Origin of the sequence: Larkinella humicola (assembly GCF_008727875.1) — a bacterium.
Classification (GTDB): Bacteria; Bacteroidota; Bacteroidia; order Cytophagales; family Spirosomataceae; genus Larkinella; species Larkinella humicola.
Genome location: NZ_VTWS01000001.1, coordinates 305,382 through 323,746, shown reverse-complemented (window position 1 = coordinate 323,746; position 18,365 = coordinate 305,382). Strand labels below are relative to the sequence as shown.

The 18,365-nt window shown below is 54.5% G+C and carries 15 protein-coding genes; 8 read left to right on the top strand and 7 right to left on the bottom strand.

The window, feature by feature from the left end; genetic code table 11:
• Window positions 1-228 precede the first annotated feature (228 nt).
• The 3 genes from F0P93_RS01465 to F0P93_RS01455 all read right to left on the bottom strand — a co-directional run bounded on the left by F0P93_RS01465 (window position 229) and on the right by F0P93_RS01455 (window position 3,951).
• Window positions 229-1,689, bottom strand: a complete 1,461-nt coding sequence (locus F0P93_RS01465; protein WP_150874605.1) for a Gfo/Idh/MocA family protein — start codon at window positions 1,687-1,689, stop codon at window positions 229-231.
• Window positions 1,690-2,116: 427 nt separating this feature from the next.
• Complete coding sequence (locus F0P93_RS01460; protein WP_150874604.1) at window positions 2,117-3,541, bottom strand: tetratricopeptide repeat protein; 1,425 nt, start codon at window positions 3,539-3,541, stop codon at window positions 2,117-2,119.
• A 107-nt stretch (window positions 3,542-3,648) separates the two neighbouring features.
• A complete protein-coding gene (locus F0P93_RS01455; RefSeq protein WP_150874603.1) occupies window positions 3,649-3,951 on the bottom strand; it encodes a rhodanese-like domain-containing protein in 303 nt (100 codons plus the stop codon).
• 223 nt (window positions 3,952-4,174) lie between these two features.
• Between F0P93_RS01455 and F0P93_RS01450 the strand changes: the two genes are divergently transcribed.
• Complete coding sequence (locus tag F0P93_RS01450) at window positions 4,175-5,005, top strand: hypothetical protein (protein WP_150874602.1); 831 nt, start codon at window positions 4,175-4,177, stop codon at window positions 5,003-5,005.
• 12 nt (window positions 5,006-5,017) lie between these two features.
• On the opposite strand, the gene F0P93_RS01445 is transcribed toward F0P93_RS01450, so the two are convergent.
• The 3 genes from F0P93_RS01445 to F0P93_RS01435 all read right to left on the bottom strand — a co-directional run bounded on the left by F0P93_RS01445 (window position 5,018) and on the right by F0P93_RS01435 (window position 9,595).
• Window positions 5,018-6,769 (bottom strand): alpha-L-rhamnosidase-related protein, encoded by a 1,752-nt coding sequence (locus F0P93_RS01445; protein ID WP_150874601.1) that lies wholly within the window; start codon window positions 6,767-6,769, stop codon window positions 5,018-5,020.
• 110 nt (window positions 6,770-6,879) lie between these two features.
• Entirely contained in the window at window positions 6,880-8,958 is a 2,079-nt protein-coding gene (locus tag F0P93_RS01440; protein WP_150874600.1) for a CehA/McbA family metallohydrolase domain-containing protein, read from the bottom strand.
• Window positions 8,959-8,989: 31 nt separating this feature from the next.
• Complete coding sequence (locus F0P93_RS01435; RefSeq protein WP_150874599.1) at window positions 8,990-9,595, bottom strand: HAD family hydrolase; 606 nt, start codon at window positions 9,593-9,595, stop codon at window positions 8,990-8,992.
• Between the two features lie 245 nt (window positions 9,596-9,840).
• On the opposite strand from F0P93_RS01435, the gene F0P93_RS01430 reads away from it, so the two are divergent.
• The 7 genes from F0P93_RS01430 (at window position 9,841) to F0P93_RS01400 (ending at window position 16,293) form a co-directional block, all read left to right on the top strand.
• Window positions 9,841-10,215, top strand: coding sequence for a MerC domain-containing protein (locus tag F0P93_RS01430; RefSeq protein WP_150874598.1), 375 nt, complete (start codon window positions 9,841-9,843; stop codon window positions 10,213-10,215).
• Between the two features lie 34 nt (window positions 10,216-10,249).
• Window positions 10,250-11,476, top strand: coding sequence for a GTP-binding protein (locus F0P93_RS01425; protein ID WP_150874597.1), 1,227 nt, complete (start codon window positions 10,250-10,252; stop codon window positions 11,474-11,476).
• A gap of 103 nt (window positions 11,477-11,579) precedes the next feature.
• Window positions 11,580-12,041 carry a hypothetical protein gene (locus F0P93_RS01420; protein ID WP_150874596.1) on the top strand — a complete coding sequence of 154 codons (462 nt, stop codon included), beginning with the start codon at window positions 11,580-11,582 and terminating at the stop codon, window positions 12,039-12,041.
• A 311-nt stretch (window positions 12,042-12,352) separates the two neighbouring features.
• The gene (locus F0P93_RS01415; protein WP_150874595.1) at window positions 12,353-13,267 is read left to right on the top strand and encodes an NAD(P)/FAD-dependent oxidoreductase; all 915 of its coding nucleotides are present in this window, start codon (window positions 12,353-12,355) and stop codon (window positions 13,265-13,267) included.
• Between the two features lie 100 nt (window positions 13,268-13,367).
• Window positions 13,368-14,189 carry a hypothetical protein gene (locus tag F0P93_RS01410; RefSeq protein ID WP_150874594.1) on the top strand — a complete coding sequence of 274 codons (822 nt, stop codon included), beginning with the start codon at window positions 13,368-13,370 and terminating at the stop codon, window positions 14,187-14,189.
• A 113-nt stretch (window positions 14,190-14,302) separates the two neighbouring features.
• Complete coding sequence (locus tag F0P93_RS01405) at window positions 14,303-14,974, top strand: response regulator transcription factor (RefSeq protein ID WP_150874593.1); 672 nt, start codon at window positions 14,303-14,305, stop codon at window positions 14,972-14,974.
• Window positions 14,971-16,293 carry a sensor histidine kinase gene (locus F0P93_RS01400; RefSeq protein ID WP_150874592.1) on the top strand — a complete coding sequence of 441 codons (1,323 nt, stop codon included), beginning with the start codon at window positions 14,971-14,973 and terminating at the stop codon, window positions 16,291-16,293. Before F0P93_RS01405 ends, F0P93_RS01400 begins: the two co-directional genes overlap by 4 nt.
• On the opposite strand, the gene F0P93_RS01395 is transcribed toward F0P93_RS01400, so the two are convergent.
• Window positions 16,283-18,253, bottom strand: coding sequence for a glycoside hydrolase family 127 protein (locus tag F0P93_RS01395; RefSeq protein ID WP_150874591.1), 1,971 nt, complete (start codon window positions 18,251-18,253; stop codon window positions 16,283-16,285). The genes F0P93_RS01400 and F0P93_RS01395 overlap by 11 nt on opposite strands.
• Window positions 18,254-18,365 lie beyond the last annotated feature (112 nt).

Here is an 18,365-nt window from a genome sequence, read left to right as displayed (position 1 = left end):
GATTCTTTTCTGCGCAAGGAGTAGTCGACCCATTTTTAGACCCGTTAGGGTCACCACAGCGCAGCGTCAGTCAATAAAACCGGTCCAAGCATGCCCATGTACCGTCAGGTACATCACCGTTGTGTACCTGACGGCACACGTAGCCGCATATGGGAAACAATTTCTACCGACACTGCGCTGTAGTGACCTTAACGGGTCAAAAATGTACGGATCAACTAACCGTAATACTTACGATTTCTTGGCAACCGTCACGGCTTTCTTGGCCGGGCTAACGGGTTTCTTTTCCGTCGACGCTTTCTTGCTTTTCGCCCCATCGGGGTATTTCTGCGTCATTGTCACAGGGTCCCAATGCACAACTTTGTTTTCGAAATAACTCTCGTTGCAGGCCAGCACCGGGGCGGCTGCGCGGAACCCGAAAACCGGGTCCTCGATGGTTCCCTGGCTGCCCGCCCGCATGTTCGTAAAGAAATCTGCGAAGTGTTTGGCGTGGGCGTCGTCGTCTTTGGGGGCTTCGAATTTAATTTCCTTTACCGGTTCGGCGGTGCGGGTTTCGGGCGGGTATTTGGCGTCGTATTGCTCCACAAACTTCTTCTGCACATCCTCCGTGAACGTAAAGAAGCTGTCGTAATTCCCGTAGCCCGGCGCAATCGGCAGTTTTTTCCTGGTCAGAATCAGGTTGTTCTCCGAAAACTCGACCGTGCCTTCGTTGCCGATGATCCGGGTCACGTTGCTGATTTTGCCGGCATTCGCAAAATTGACGCGCAATACCATTTGAAACGCTTCGTGTTGCTCCGTTTTCGGGTAATCCATGATGCTCGTCATGATATCCGGCACATCGCGGTTTTCTTTCCAGTAGGCCAGATTGCCCGACGAATACACCCGCGTCGGCCCCAGCGTGTTGGTCACGTAATGAACGCCCGTAATCAGGTGAATGAACAGGTCACCGGCCACCCCCGTGCCGTAGTCCTTGAAGTTTCGCCAGCGGAAAAACCGGATCGGGTCGAACGGACGCTTCGGCGCATCGCCCAGAAACCGGTCCCAATCGACGGTTTGCGGGGAAGCATCGGGCGGTACGGAGTAGTTCCAGGCACCGATGGCGTTGAACCGGTCGCTGTTGGATTCGATGTAGTTGATCTGCCCGATTTCACCGGCCTCGATCAGTCGCTTGGCTTCCTTAAACGACGCACTGCTGATGCGCTGGCTACCGACCTGCATGGTTTTTCCCGATTTTTTCCACGCATCGATTACGGCTTTGCCTTCGTTGAGATGCTGCACCATCGGTTTTTCGCAATAGACGTGTTTCCCGGCTTTCAGGGCGGCAATGGTGATGTGATCATGCCAGTGATCGGGCGTGACCACCAGAACGGCGTCCACGTCTTTGCGGGCCAGGATCTCGCGGTAATCACGCGTCGTGTAGACCTGTTGCCCGAAAGCCGTCCGCGCGTGTTCGAGCCGCCCGGAGTAGAGATCGGCCACGGCCACCAGTTCCACATCCGGGTTGCGCAAAGCCGCCTGGGTGTCGAAATTCCCCTGAATCCCCATGCCGATGGTGGCAATCCGGATCTTGTCGTTGGGGCTGACCTTTTTCAGATCCCGTATGATATTGAAAGGCTTGGCGACACTTTGGGTGGCCACCAGCGCCGAAGCAGCTGACAAGCCTTTAATAAAGTCGCGACGATTGGAATGCATGGGGTTTATTGGGTTTTGGCTATTCAAAAAAAGCACATTTGCGTTTGAATATACGCAAATGTGCCGAAACAGGACTAGTAAACACACTATTTAACAACAAACAGCGCTTACCGTTTTAATCTCAATCCCCTGAAGAAGGCTTTCGCAATCCGGATGTTGCGGCTTCCAGGCCCGGTTGATTACACCCGAAGCCCGCACGGCTGGCACAAGGATAACCCCGGATGGCATCCGGGGGTCAGGGTCAGCAACCGAACAACCCAATAGTCAACTCTGAGAGGGTTAAATACTCTGATCTGAAATTGATGCAACCCTTTCAGGATTGATTCTGCATCGTTCTGATCTCTGCTCCCGGTCTCTGGATGGCATCCGGGGTTATCCAGGTGCCAGCCCTGCGGGCTTCGGGTGTAATCAACACGACAAAAATGAATTAGCGGGTATACAGAGCCCCTTTGGCAATGGTCGATTCGTATTCGCCACTAATGGTCTCCAGAAACTTGCCGGTAACCCAGCCAATGTCCGAATTTCGGATGAACACAAACCGCTTGGGAGCCGAGGGCGTCGAGTAGGTTTTCATGATGGATTCGAGCCACAACGCCCCGGCAATGAGCTGCTTTTCACTCAATTGATCTCGAACCGCGCTGATTTCCTGCTCCGCTTTGCTGCGAAGGGCTGCGTCGGCGATGTCTTTCACATTGGGGCGTGTAAGCGTCTGGTAATCATCCATCACCATTTTTTTAAACCGCTCCACATCTTCCATCGAAATGGCTACCGCCGTGGTTCCGGTTTTTTCGGGGTGCAGATAGGTCACCAGCGCCCAGGCCACATCGCCCCCCAGCCCCACCGTCCGACGTTGTTGCAGTCCTGCGCCACTGGTTTTGAAACGGGGTGCCAGGGCCGTATCCGCCACGGTTTTGATGACCCGTTGCGCTTCCTTTTTAAACGCGTCCGTGTTCAGCGAACGCTTGCTTTCAATCTGGCTCACCAGTGTGTTCATTCCCACCGGCATTTCAATCGGGTGAAACGTTTTGTCAGCATCGAAATAACCGCCCACCGTGACATCGCTGCCGATGTTGAGCGACGAGGTGGTCGGCCAGACTTTTCGGGGAATGGAGCCAACGGTAAACAGTTCAGCTTCGCGGTCGATGGAAAGTGTGGTGTCGATGCGCAGATTGCCCGTCGGCAACGCCCGCGACAACTGATCATACAGCATCTTTTTCGTCGCCGGGGTTCTGGCCAGTCCCTCCTTCATTTCGTTGCTGAACACAATGAAGATCCGTTCGGTCGGGATGTTGTAGCGACTGATGGTGTCGAGACAGACTTTCAATGCATTCTGCCCGGCTTCCAGCGACTTCGAGGCATCGGCTACAAAACTAACGTTGGGAACCTCAAACCGGGTTTTGATATCTTTTTCGTAAAAATCGCTTTCGTATTTGGTTTTGAAAATCGCCAGCTTCACATCCGAAGCCCCAAACTGAATACCGGCATACAGATTTTTACCGGAAATGTCGCGAATCAGTTCATTGACGCCCCAGGCACTGGCGACATACCGCAGCTTCTCGTAGCGGCTCCGGGCGATTTTCAGATAATAATCAGCGTTTTCGCTGTTGTTATTTTCGTAGTGGGCCAGTCCCAGCAGCTCGCAGGCAAACGCTTCCCAATAGGGATTGGTGCCCCGAACGGCCGGTAACGCCCTCTCCAGCAGGCTGATGGCGTCCTGCGGTTTGTCCAGCGCCCGAAGCGTGTTGGCAAGTTTGATGTACCGAATGGCCTGAACGGTGCTGGTGGCTTTCTGGGCAAAACCGGCCTGAACCAGCAGAAAAAGAAGGATGGACAGAGAAAAAAGGCGTTTCATATCTCGCTTGGGTTAACAGCAGGATATATACGCAGAAACGACTCAAAGCGATTTCGGACTGCCCGAACCGGGTCGTCGATTCGGGCAGTTTTCGTCAACGCCGGTTCCTACAAATTCCGCCAGCTACCGGCATCGAACAGGTTTTCAACGCCTTTCCCGCGCAGGATGGCTTTGGCGCGGGCGCTGCGCATCCCGGAGGCACAACATAAAATCAGAGGTTTCTGATAGCCTTTGATCGTGCTGAGTTTGGATTCGAGCTGGTCGAGGGGAATGTTGACGGCCCCCGGCACATGCCCACCGGCAAATTCACCTGGCGACCGAACGTCAATAATCAGAGCGCCCTGCGAGCGGATTTCGTTAAACTGGCTGGTGTCGGCCTTACCAAACAGACTTTTTATGAGGTTCATCATACGAATGCTTTTGAAGCTGATGGGGCAAAAATACGGTTTTGGAAAAACGGGTTCCGTGACAATTGTCACGTTCATCTTTTTTCGTGACTCGCCGGATCGCATCGCAAAAAAAACACTTCAAATACTGATCCCGTCTATTCGTACAAACCGCCATGGCAAACCGGCGAGGCCTCGATAGGTTTGTGATGACCCATGTCATTCACACCAACCTATTTCGTCTTTTATGAAAACCGCATTGACAACCCTATTGCTGGGGTTTACCCTGCTGAGTTTAACACACTGCAAAAAATCGGAGATCGATGCACCTAGCGAAGCGAGTTGCAAACTGACCGCCATCGACCGTGGCAACGGCAACAAACACCAGTATGCCTACAACGCGGCTGGCTACGTCAGCCAGTTGACTGTCAATTTTAAAGGGCCGACCGGCGGCAGTACCGAGCATGTATACGTTTATACCTTCGCATACAACAGCGCAAATCAGATAACCGGCGCCACGATTACCGTCGACGGAAAAACACCCGACCAACTCACCGACTGGGGCATTGGCAGTGGCCTGAAATGCCGATGGACCGACGGTAAACTCACGGAAATCCAAGACCTTGTTGGCTCCCAAACCGTCCTGACTACGACCATCCGGTACGATGCCGAGGGGCGTATCCTGAGCTTCAAAGCTATGCCGGCCAGTAAGGACGAACCCACGTTTGAAAAAGTCTTTTCGTACGACGCGAACGGAAACAGCACCTACCAGTATCTGGAAGACGGAACGAAATATTATGCGGAAGCCCACGTCTACGATTCCTCCACCCAAAGTCCCGAAGCGCTGCTGGCCAAACGGGGTTTACCGTTTGATGTTTTCAACCTCTACCCCTGGAAGAAAACCATCCTGAAGGGATTTGAAAGCGATGAATTTGACGAGTCGGGAAAAGTGACGGCTCACAAGACGTTCCAGATCACCAATGTGGTCAAAAACAACCAAAACTATGCCGTTTCGCAGACGGTTGAAGAAGGCAGTACGAAGCGGGTAAATACGTTTGGATTGGCGGATTGCGATTGACCGTTCGTCACGCTACCGAATAATCCGCACTTCCTTTGGCCCGCTCACCTCCGTCTGAATTTTGCCGCCCGCCAGTTTGGTGTGCTTCACCTTCACAACTCCGTACGGCGTCGGGAACGTCCCTTCGGCGAAGGTTAAATCTTCCAGATGCGGTTCGATTTTTATCGCTTTGCAACCCGGTTCTACTACCTTGATGCCCAGCACGTGTTCGGTCAGCCAGGGCGTGGGGCCGGACGCCCAGCCGTGGGCCAGACTGTGCCGGAACCCGACGTAGCAATAGGCCCCACAGTCGCCGTGAATGTCTTTTTGACCTTCCTTCACCAGTTCGTCGATGCGCCCGGCATTTTTCACCCAATCCAGGTTAAAATCTTCCCAGAACGTCGTTGCCCCGAGCTTGAGCATCCCGCCCCAGAACTCGCGGATGTTGGCGAGAGCGGTTTTGTAATCACCGGCTTTGGCCTGCGCCTGCAGCATGTAATAGCCGTAAAAGGTCGAGAAGTTGCGCGCACCGTTCACTGCCAGCACGTCCTTATTGGCTTTTTCGGCGGGCATCAACCCGGAGAGCGCGAGCAAAGCCGCCCCCTGCTTGGAGTTGTTGGGATCGGGAACGTACTGCTTCAGCCGGGCGACCGCATCAGCACATTTCTTGGCCGTGGTCGGGTCGTTCAGAATGCGGCTCAAATCCCCCGCGGCATTCAAGGACAGCACCAGCATCGACTGCAAACCGGCGTGAATACCTTTCGGATTTTCGCTCGACGGCCAGTCCAGAAACCGGGTTCCGTCCAGCTTTTCGCAGTTCTTGTCGTCAATTTTCTGAATCAGCAAGTCGACCAGTTTCACCAGATACTCCTTCTGCTGTTTCAGATAGTCGAGGTTGCCGTTTTGCAAATACCAGTCTTTCTGAATCAGAATCCACCACATCGAATAGGTGCTGATGCCGTTCATCCAGCCCGGCAACGGCGTAATGTCCCGCGCCAGATCGAGGCTTTTCGTCACCACCTCGTTGTAGCCAAAGACAGCGTTGATGGTCGCCACTTCGGGATGCATGTCCCCCACCCACACCAGCCGGTCGCGCTTGATGCCGTCCCAGAGGTAATCCTGCATGTTCAGATGAACGGTATACGCACCGGTCGCCCAGATTTGATTCAGCAGTTCGTCGCTGCTCCGAAACGAGCCGAGGTACGGAATATCCCGAAACACGAAAATGGCCCGCAACTCCTTCAGCAGCAACTCGGTATTGCCATCGACCAGATCGATCCGAACGAAGCGAAAGCCGGTATTGCCGATTTCCAGTTTGCCCAGCCACGGCACCTGCACCGTCAGATCCCGGATGGCGTGGTCGTTGGTGGCATTCTGTTTGGGTTCGATGTCGGCCATCGCTTCACTGGCCGATTCGCCGAACCGAATCCGGACGGTGATCGGCTTGCTTTCCTTCCACTGCCCCGTCACGATCTGCAAACCGCCGTGCAATTCCCGCCCAAAGTCCAGCAGCAGACTTGCTTTGCCATTGGCGTCACTTTTCAGCGAACACATGTCTTTCCCCGACAAATCCGCCTGGCCATTGCCGACTTTCAACAGCCGCTCGGCGTTGCGAATGGTGCCGGTTTGCCACAGAATTTTGACGGGCGACAGAAACCGCCGGACGGTGGCTTCGGTTTGGGCTTCTTTGGCGCGGTTGGTTTCAAAAATGGGCGGAAGCTGGGCCTGTGCGGAGTCGATCAGAACCAGACAAAAGAAAAAGGAAAGAAGAGAAGCGTATTTCATACAGTTTGTTAGTCCAGAATTCTAAACAAAATGGGTAATTTATCCAGTTCTAAACGCTAATCCGATCAACGGAATGGCCGCTGACAGGGTCTTCGACCGCTGTCAGGGCATCATTCCAGCCACACCTGCTGCGTAAACGCCCCGTTGACGGCAGCATCCCAGACTTCAACGCGCACCCATTTTTTGCCTTTTAAACGGGTATTGAACATAAAGGTCTGTTTGCCAAACGGCAGTGTTTTCGTCAGGTCGATGCGTTCCCGAAAAACCGCTTTTCCATCACCCGAGACGATCTCGGCAAACGTCAGTGGGAAGGTCCAATCCACCGTCAGCGAAATGGCGCTTTTGCCGTCCTCGGGAAGTTTGACGGTTTCGCCCGCGCCTTTTCCATTTACGGTAAATGCCGGAAATAAGACCTCCCCGGTCGTTACAAAAAATTTGCCCTGCTTCATCACGTCCAGAACCGGTTGCCAGCCCTGACTGTAGGCCGGTAATTGATCCAGTTGGAGGTAGTTGACGTTGAGGTGGGCGTAGGTCTCATTTTCCGGTTCCATCGTAAAAATATCGGACTCGGCGATGACGTGTTTTTTGTGGCCCCAGTTTGCCATGTCGTCCATCAGATCCAGCACCCGGCGGCTCAGTCGCGGTTCCGACAGGTCGGCGGGGATGTTTTTCCAGGCGGCTCCGAAAAAATGATCGGACTTGAAAAACGCTTCCTCCCTGTATTTGTCCGGGTAACCCGTCGACCCTTTGGTTCGGGCATGGGCCGTCCAGGCCAGGCCATTTTCGAGTTCCAGCAGTTTCAGCATGTCATTTTTATCGGCAATCCGGTAGACTTTTCCGTACGTCGGGTCGTCCGTCACAAACGGCATTTCCGGTTTTCGCGACATGATCCAGTAAACCGGTTTTGGAAAAAACTCCAGCCAGTGACCGCCAAAAAAGTTGTTCGGCTCTTCGCCCGGCAGCAACAAAAAATCCTTGGTAGACAACCGTTTGCATTGTTCAAACAACGCTTTCAATTCCCGCAACCGCAACGAGTCCGGGCCTTTCGGATGGCCGGGACCGTGGAATTCCGCCAGGTGAACAATATCGACACCCGAGTTTTTGAAGACATCGACAAAAGCCGGTTTTTCCGGAATCGGCTTGTTTGCCAGCACCACACTCATCGTGAACTCATTGTGAAAATGGCTCGACATGGTTTTGTAGCCTGGAACCACCGGGTACTTGTCGTTGTGCGTAAATCGCTTGACGTCGGCCAGCGCTTTGGCGGGCGAATCCGTGCTCAGAAGGCAGAAAAAGTTGAGCCGCTGCCGGGTTTTCGGGGGCGCATTCACCCACGGCACCCACCGCCGGTCACCCATCAAATCCTGCCGGATGCCGATGCCAAATTCCGGTACCAGACTCCGGTAGCCCGATCCATACCAGGTAAAGTCCAGGTTATACGCTTCATCGAGTGGATAAAAATACTGGTGCGGAGCCGGAAAAACCGCCAGACTGCCCTGGTCATTCACGCCGATGATGGTGCGGTATTTAACCGCCTGCGCCTTGTTGGGTTCGCTCAGGTTGGCCGGGACCTGCTGCATGTTATCTCCGGTGTCCGACCACGCCAGGGTTTTCCAGACCGGCACTTTTGTCACCAGACCGGCATCGTACAGAATCGCCGTGGAGTCCACCTCGGTCGCCATCACTGCAGCCACATTGAATAACGGGCTGCCGTTATACACCGTAATCTCAATGTCTCCCTTGAAATGAGCCGCCTGTACCTCTGAAATCCGAACCACGGTTCGCGTTCCAATGGTGTTGACGCTCGCAGCCCGTTTGTTCAGCGCCACGGCGTAGGCTTTGTGGGGCAATTTGTTGGTTTTGTCGAAGAAGATGTTCCAGCCGTTCTGGGAGATCAAATCCCGTTTGCCGATCGTCAGCACAAAAGCCGGGTCGAGGGCTTTCGCAATTTCTTTGAAAGTCCCCTGTTGTGATAACTGGAGGCTGGTAAACAGCGGTTTCCCGTTTTCCAGGTTGATCACCAGCCTCCCTTTTTCGCGGGCGGTGGTCGGCCAGCTTACCACCAGACTGGTCCCCTGGCTGGCGACGACGGTTCCGTTTTGGGGTTGAAAACCAGTTCGATCCACCCGGAATTGGGCCAATGCCAACGAAGGCAGCAGCGCCAGAAAAACGACGATGTACTTTTTCATAAAGGAGGGTTTAGGAAGGCAAGTAGCGGTTTTAAACCGGTACGCCGTACGCAATGAACTGCTCTTTTAACTGCTCCGGATTCACAAAATGAATGGCGTGAATCCCAAGGTCTTCGGCCGCTTTTACATTCCGAAGGTTATCATCGATGAAAAGGGCTTCATTCGGTTCAATCGAATACCGACTCAGCAGCGTCCGGTAAAAAGAGGGGAACGGTTTGCGGTCTTTTTCATCGCCGGAGACCACAATGCCGTCGAACCAGGACAAAAATTCGAAACGTTCAAGGGCAATCGGAAACGTCTCGGACGACCAGTTGGTCAGGGCATAGAGCTTGTAATTTCCCGAATCCCGGATCGTTTTCAGCAGTTCCACCGTCCCCGGTATTTCACCCCGCAGCATTTCGGGCCAGCGATCATAAAATAACCGGATATTCTCCTCGTGCTCCGGAAATTGGGCAATCAATACCTGCGTAGCCTCTGCCAAAGACCGGCCTCCATCCTGCTCTTCATTCCAGGCGGGGGTACAAACCGTCGCCAGAAAATGATGCATTTCGTCTTCCTTAAAGATTTTTTTGTACAGGTAATGCGGATTCCAGTCGATCAAAACCGCCCCCAAATCAAACACAATGGTGTTAATCATGTCGTTGAATGCAATGAGACAAATCGTTTTTCAATTTTTGCCCAATAACTTAAAAATTATCGGTTTTATATACCGCTTACCCCCTCCTTTCCCATTTCCGACTTCAGGATTTCTTAGCACCCGCCGTTTAGGAACTGATTATCCCAATGAAATTTCAATCAATTCATTTTTGCAACATTGTTGCATTTACGAAAAATGCCATACTTTTGTGCCGTTCATTTTCAACCACAAGCCAACACCAATTTATGGCCACTTTCTCTTCAAAAGCCGATTACATCGGCATTACCGGATCAGTGCTTTGCATTATTCACTGCCTGATCACACCCATCCTGCTCATTTCCTCCAGCCTGCTGGCGGATCGAACGCTGCGGATTGGCTTTCTAAGCCTGGATTACGTCTTCATCGGGGTCAATATTGTGGCCGTCTATTTTGCTACGCGCCGGGCCAGCCAGCGGATGGTCAAAGTCGGCTTATGGTATTTCCTGGGTCTTTTCGCCGGAGCCCTGCTCCTGGAAGACGTTCACGAAGCGTTTGAATACCTGGCCTACACGGCGTCGGCCGGGTTAATTGGCTTTCACCTGCTCAACCTGCGCGCTCACGCACTCCACCACGCGCACTGACGATCACCTCCATTCTTTAATTCAATCATTCACCATGAAACGACTTCCCGTTACGGTTTTGAGCGGTTTTTTAGGAGCCGGTAAAACCACCTTACTCAACCACATTCTGCACAACAAAGCTGGTTTGAAAGTAGCCGTGATCGTCAACGACATGAGCGAAGTGAACATCGATGCACAACGGGTTCGGAATGAGAACACCCTGTCGCGGACGGAAGAAAAGCTGGTGGAGATGTCCAACGGCTGCATTTGCTGCACCCTGCGGGAAGATCTGATGCTGGAAGTGGAACGGCTGGCAGCCGAAAACCGGTTCGATTACCTGCTTATCGAGTCGTCCGGCATTTCGGAACCACTGCCGGTGGCGCAAACGTTTTCATTCCAGTCCGACGACTCGGTCGATGCCCAAAACCGCGTTGACCTGTCCCGGTTTTCGCGTCTGGATACGCTGGTGACGGTGGTCGATGCCAGCCAGTTCGGGCGCGATTTCGGGAGTATGGAAACGGTTTTCGACCGCAACCTGAATGAGGACGCTTCGAACACCCGCACCATCGTCAACCTGCTCACCGACCAGATCGAGTTTGCCAATGTGCTGGTTCTCAACAAAACCGATCAGTTAAAACCGAATCAGGTGGGCGAACTGAAAGCCATTCTGAAAACACTGAATCCCAAAGCCCACCTCATCGAAAGCCAGTTTGGCCGCATCGACCCGGCCCGGATTCTGAACACCGGCCTGTTCGATTTTGAGGAAGCGTCGCAATCGGCGGGCTGGATTCAGGAGCTGCAAAACCACCAATCCGGCAAAGGCCACCGGCCCGAAACCGAAGAATATGGCATCGGCTCCTTCGTTTTTCGCGACCGGCGACCGTTCCACCCCGCCCGGTTTTGGGCGTATCTAAGCGAGAATTTTCCGGCGGGTATTATCCGCAGCAAGGGATTGTTCTGGCTGGCGTCCCGGCCCGATGAAGCGCTGAATTTTAGCCAGGCCGGCGGCAGTCTGCGGGCCGAACGGGCGGGCGTCTGGTGGGCGTCGATGCCGTTCAGCCAGCGAATCCGCTATGCCAGTTTCATCGAAAACCAGAAAGCGATTGAAGCCCGTTGGGACAAACAATTTGGCGACCGGCAAAACGAACTGGTGATCATCGGTCAGGATCTGGATGCCGAACAGGTGACGCAGGAATTGCGAACGTGTTTGTGTAGCGAACCCGAGCTGATGCATCTGGCAGTCGAGGGCCGGTTCAATGATCCGTTTCCGGTTTGGGAATAGAGCGAGTATCGGTCGATCTGTTACTTTAAAAAGCTACATTCTTGCAACAACGTTGCAATTTACGTAGATTTCGGTCCACTTCTCTTCTGAAACAACCTGTACCATGAAATGCACCCTTTCACTGATCATTCCGCTTGCCTTCAGCCTGGGAGCCTGTTCCCGTTCGGACCAAAAAGATCCTTTGCTCGAAGAAGCCGCCAAATTTCACACCGAAGCCACACAGATTCAGGCGGTTATCGAACCCCAAATCGAGCAAATCGATTCGCTCAAAATCCTGCTGGCAAACCGTTCGGAACCCGTTGTGCTGGCGACCGTAACGACGCTCGACAGTCTGAAAAAGGCGTTTGAACAATGGGAAGAAAACCTGGTCGAGGTGCCGGGAATGCCGCACGAACACCACCACGATCACGGCAAACACGAGCATCACCACCATGCGGATGCCACGCTGAAAGATTTGCCCGCCGATAAAATGCGCGATTTGCAACTGGGCATGCTCGACAACATCCGGCAGATTCAGGAACGAACCGAATCAACTTTCTCACAAGTAACGTCAATCCTGCACTAGTTACGGTTTAAACCATTCCGCTTCTTCCAGAACTACGCCATCCTGACCAATGAAAGGATTACTACCAGTTGTTTAAGTGCCAGCGGCACGTAATGTTGATAGCAAATGAGTATGCTGAGCACTCCAGGCGTGCCGGAGGGACGCGATATAGGCTTAGTTGCGTACTCCGGCACGCCTGGAGTGCTCAGCATACTCATTTGCTATTAACATCTGCCCCCCTCCGGGGTCAATAATCTCACAGATTGCGTTAAATTTAAATCAATTGGAGGAACGGGGACAGAAAGCAAAAGTCCTACATCAGAAGAACCTTTATGAACCAACCATCAACTCCCTCCTACGACGTCATCATCATTGGTGGCAGTTACGCCGGACTAAGCGCAGCCCTCGTCTTGGGCCGTTCCTTGTGGACGGTACTGGTCCTTGATAGCGGCCAGCCCGCCAACCGGCAGACGCCCCACTCCCACAGTTTCCTGACCCGCGATGGCGAAACGCCCGCCGAGCTGACGCGGATTGCCCGGCAACAGGCCCTTGTTTACCCGACCGTCAGTCTGCGGGATGCAACGGTTACCACCGTTCAGCCATCGGATTCTTCGTTTCAGGTGTACACAAACGACGGCGAGGTATTTACGGCCAAACGGCTCATTCTGGCGACCGGTTTGTCCGACGTTCTACCAGCAATGCCCGGTTTTGCCGAATGCTGGGGCATTTCGGTTTTGCACTGTCCGTTTTGCCACGGCTACGAAGTGAAAGACCAGGTTGTCGGGGTGCTGGGCAATGGCGATGAGGGATTCGGATTGGCGAAATTGATCCACTACTGGAACCCCGGCCTAACCTTGTTCACCAACGGCCCGTCCACCCTGAACCCGGAACAAACCGCCAAACTGCACCAACACGCCATTCCCATCATCGAAACCCCGCTGGTGGCCCTGCAACACCGGAACGGTCAGCTCGATGCACTGAAACTGGCCGATCAATCGGTGAAACCTTTACAGGCCTTGTATGCGCGCCCGGCGATGCAGCAGTCGAACGATCTGGCGCTGCAATTGGGCTGTGAACTGGATGAGATAGGAATGATCCAAGTCGATGAATTTGGCAAGACTAGTGTTAGGGGCGTGTTTGCTGCCGGGGATAACCAAACCATGATGCGGCAGGTTTTGGTCGCAGCCACCAACGGACTGCGGGCGGCTGTGATGATCACGCGGGAACTGATGGAGGAAAAATTCTGAATGGGTTGCGGGATGAAGAAAAATTAATTTCAGGTTCAGGTTGGCCTTAGAGCACGTCGTTAGTTTTGCTACCGTAATCAACAGTAAAGAACACCTACGAATGAAAACCAACGCAAAACTCATGACCGGTCTGCTACTGACCGGCAGCCTTCTGGCCCCTCATCTGTACGCCCAAACCGCCCCGGATCAGCCCAATGGACCCGAAGTAACCACCCTCTCCCCCGGTATGGCCCCACCTGCTTTCGATCAGCCGCGACCGGAAAGACCCGGGGGCCCCGGTCGGCACCCCGGCCTCCGACCCGATCGCCGGGAAGCCCGTGGACCCCTGGGACGGCGGGAAGGGCTGACGGCACTGACCACGGTGACCGGAACCGTCGGCCAGTTGACGGGCAATGACGATTTTATTTTGAACGGTTTTACACTCAAAAATGCGTCCGGAACCGTCACCACGGTAAAATTTCCGGCGCACCTCGGCCAGTCGGTTCAGCAGGCGGTTAAAGCCGGTAGCAACGTCAGTGTCACCGGTTTTACTGAAACCAGCCACAGGGGTGAAGCCAACTTCCGGATGACGAGCCTGACGTCGGGTAAAACAACGGTGACCGACGCTCCTCCAGCGGCATTGCCCACCCCGCCCGCCACGCCGACGATGAGTACCGTTACCGGGAAAATCGCGGATTACCAGCTCGACCGCGAAGGACGCGTCAACGGGTTAATTTTGTCTACCCCGGGCGATGCGAAAACGATTGTTCGCATTCCGTCGAACGTAGTCGCTCAACTGTCGAATCTGGCGACCAAAGGCAGCACGATTACCGTGCAGGGTTTTGCCAAAATTCCACACGAGGGACAGGTGCAACTCGAAAAAGCGACCATTCTCCGCGCATCGGTGTTGACCATCAACGGCCAGCAGTATCTGGTTCGGTAAGTCCTGTTTTCAAAACCGCTCCGGCTGGAGGAAAGGCCGGAGCAGTTTTGTTTTGGTTCGAATCTCTCCTACTTTTAGCCGCCACCTGCATCCGTTGCATTTCTGCGTTTTTCATGAAAATTCTGGTTATCGAAGACGAGCGCAAGCTGGGCCGGTTTATCAAACAGGGCCTGGAACAGAACGGCCACGTCGCCGACCTCACGCACTCCGGTTCCGAAGGACTCGACCAGTTGGCCGGTGGTCTGTACGACCTGGTGCTGCTCGATCTGATGTTGCCGGGCCAAACCGGTTTTGAGGTACTGAAAAACCTCCGGGCTTTTGGGTTAACCGTGCCGGTGATGATCCTGTCGGCGCTGAGTGATCCGGCCACGGTGGTGCAGGGCCTGGACCTGGGTGCGGTCGACTACCTCCGCAAACCGTTCGATTTTGACGAGTTGCTGGCCCGAATCCGCATTCTGCAACGCCGGACGACCACCAGCGACAACGTGGTGCTTCGGGTGGCTGATCTGGAAATGCGGCTTATTTCGCACGAGGTTTTAAAAGGCGGAACCAGCCTGAACCTGACCAACCGCGAATTCGCCCTGCTGGAACTGCTGTTGCGCCGGGCCGGGCAATTGATTACCAAAAACGAAATCGCCGAAAAAGTCTGGTCAGCCGACTACGATATGGGCAGCAACGTGATTGAAGTACACATTTACCAACTGCGTAAAAAGCTGGACGCGAGCGGGATAGCGGGGCTGATCGAAACGCAGGTGGGCCGGGGCTATCGACTCAAAACGCCATGAGCCTGCGAAGCCGGATCGTGCTGGCCGTGCTGGCTGTTTTTGCCCTCATCAGTGGAGCCGCAGGTTACCTCATGCTCACCCGCGCCGAAGTCGGCTTGCAACGGGCCTTTGACCGCGCCACCCAAACCCGGGCGGCCTGGCTCCTGGCACTCGTCAGTGTCGACCCCGTCGTGATTCCGTTGCCCACCGAAACCGAGCGAATGCGGGTGGTTTACCGCAGCTACGGCCAGCGTCGCGAGTTGTTCCGCAGCCCCGGTTTTCCGGACGAAACCGCCCCTCCTTCAAACCGGACCTCCCACCGATCCATCACCGTCGAAGGGACACCCGTTCAAACGCCCGACGGGCAGCTTATTCTGACGCTGGCGGTGCCGGATGAAAGCTTGCGACAGGACATCGGACGACTTCGGTGGGTGTTCGGACTGAGCTGGGTGCTCAGTCTGATCCTGGCGTTCGGAGCGGGCTACGGGGTGGCGGGCTGGCTTCTACGACCCATCCAACGCATTGTCAACCAAGTCGATGCGATCAACAATACGAGCGCCATCGACCCGATCGAACTGCCCAAAACCCGCGATGAACTTTATCATCTCACGGCAACCTTAAACCGGATGCTGGCCCGGATTCGGGAAAGCGTCGAGGGGCAGCGACATTTTTTCGGGGCGGCCGCGCACGAACTCCGCACGCCCCTGACGGTGATGAAAACCGGTTTGCAGGTGACTTTGAAACAGAGCCCGCCCGATGCCGCAACTACGGCTTTTTTGAGCGGTCAACTGGAGGAAGTGAGCCGATTGACGCGCCTGATCAACGAGTTTCTGACGCTGAGCCAGCCCGACACCATCGCACCGGTTCTCAAACTTTCTGCCGTCGACCTTCCGGAATTACTGGACAACTGCCTGCGGCAACTGGCCTCGCTGACGGCCGACTATGGCGTCACGACGGTTTTCGACCGCAACGGTTTCTCCGACGCCATTTTACAAACGGATGCCCTCAAACTGGAACACATCCTGTTGAATCTGATCGAAAATGCCGTCAAATACGCCGTTTCGGACAGTGTTGTCACCATCCGGCTACAAAATTCCGGGCAGTGGCAGGTTCGGATTGAAAACCGGACAATTCGGGAGAGTGGCCCGACGCTCGATTTGCGACAAGCCTACTACAGGGCCGATCCGTTCAAAGAAGGCCACGGTTTGGGACTCTGGATTACGCATCGCTTAACCACGCTCCTGGGTGGAACCCTGCAACTGGACTGGAAATCCCACACCTTTACCAGCGAGTTGAGCTTGCCGGTTTCGAATCCGGATTCATCAACCATTAATCCGTGATCTTCACCCGTTTGGCTTTGGTCGGCAGCCAGACCTGCATCGGACTTTTGCCGCGATTGGCCCAGACGTAATACGGAATGGCCGTAATTTTCTTCCTTTCCGTCATTACACCCGCACCATCCGCCGACGGCCCTACCACCGGCACCTCGGCCTGAATCGCCACCACCGGTTCCGTGCTGACCTGATAAGCCTGGGTTGTAAACGTCGTTTGATCGGGCACCAGTAGGTTCCAGGCCTGGCCGTTGTTGTCGGCCCCTTCCACGCAATAGACCAACGGCCCGCGCTGAATGGCCACGCGGTCATTGGCGGCCACCAGTTCTTTTTTCGCGACCACCCGCTTCACGTCCATCGGCAGCGTCAGCTCGATCACATCGCCTTTCTGCCACGTCCGGTTCACCACCACGTAGCCATTTTCTTCCCGGTAATCGACCGGTTTTCCGTTCAAATTGACGGTAATTTTCGCCGGACTCTCTTCCTGAAACCGGTAGAGATCACCCGGCACCGGCACGTTGCTAACCCAGCCCGGAATCCGCAGATGCAGGGCGTAAGGCGTCTTTTTGGCCGGCGTCACGGTTAGTTTCACACTACCGTCCCACGGATAATTCGTATCCATCTGAACCGGAACGTCGGTTTTGCCAATTTTCAGCGTTGTGTTGCTGCCAATGTACAGATTGACCCAAAGGCCGGAGTCGTTTTTGCCATAAATATAATCGCCGAGCGACGCCACCAGCCGGGCAATGTTCGACGGGCAGCAGGCCGTTCCAAACCAGGCACTCCGGGCCGTATTGCCGTTGGAAGCCAGCGGATTACCATAGAAAAACCGGTCACCACTCAGGCTCAGGCCGTCGAGCGCGCCGTTGTACAAGCTCCGTTCCAGCACGTCGATGTATTTGGCCTCGCCGGTGAGCAGGTTCATCCGCTGGTTCCAGAAAACCATTCCGACCGACGCGCAGGTTTCGCAATACGCCGTTTCGTTGGGCAGGTCATAATCCAGCGAAAACCCTTCGTTTTGACCCGACGAGCCAATGCCGCCCGTGATGTACATATTGCGGTAGACGACATCTTCCCAGACGGTTTTCATGGCGTTCATGTAGCCCGCGTCACCGGTGGTGGCGGCCACATCGGCGGCCCCCGTGTAGAGGTACATCGCGCGAACCGCGTGTCCGGTAATCTCTTTCTGATTCTTTACCGGGGTGGCATCCTGACAGTATTCCGGCGTCTTCCACTGGTCCCAGATCTTGCCGACGCCGAAGCCCCGCCCGCGCTGATCGAGAAACCAGTCGGCCAGTTTCAGATACCGGTCATTTTTCGTCAGGTGATACAACTTCATCAGCGCCAGTTCAATTTCCTGATGGCCGCTCACCCAGTGGCGGTTGGGTTGGCGGAAGGTGACGTCAAGGTGGTCGGCAAAACGAATGGCGACGTCCAGCAATTTCCGTTTTCCGGTGGTGTTGTAATAGGCCACAGCGGCTTCGATGAGGTGACCCGCGCAGTAGTCTTCGTGCTTTTCCATGTCGGTCCAGCGCTGGTCTAAACCGACGAGCGAATAATACGTATTGAGGTATCCGTCAGGCTGTTGGGCGGCCGCAATCTTGTCGATCCACTCATCGGCTTTCTTTTCGAGTTCGGCGTCGGGGCGGTTTTTCAGCGAATAGGCAATGGCTTCCAGGGCTTTGTAGACATCGCTGTCGTCGTAATAAACACCTTCGTGTTTTTCGTGCTTTCCACGCTGCACTTTCTCAAAATTCCGGATGCGGCCCGTCTTTTCTTCGGTCTGGAAAATGCAGGCCTGCAGGGTGGCCGTGGCGACTTTATCGAGCTTTGGACGCCAGAACCGGTCGGTGATGTTGACCTGCGAGAAACTGACGGGTTCGAAGCGTTTGACCGGTATCTGGGCGATGGCGATCAGACTTGCCGTCGTAGTCAAAACCGCAGCAAAAAATCGAAATCGGGTGATCATGGGGTTCAGAAAGGGTTAGGAATACCGTGAAGGGATGCTCAAAAATAGAACTTGAAACGGATTATTTCTATGGCAAGCGCGGCTAATGGCGTAAATTGCGGAACAGTCTACC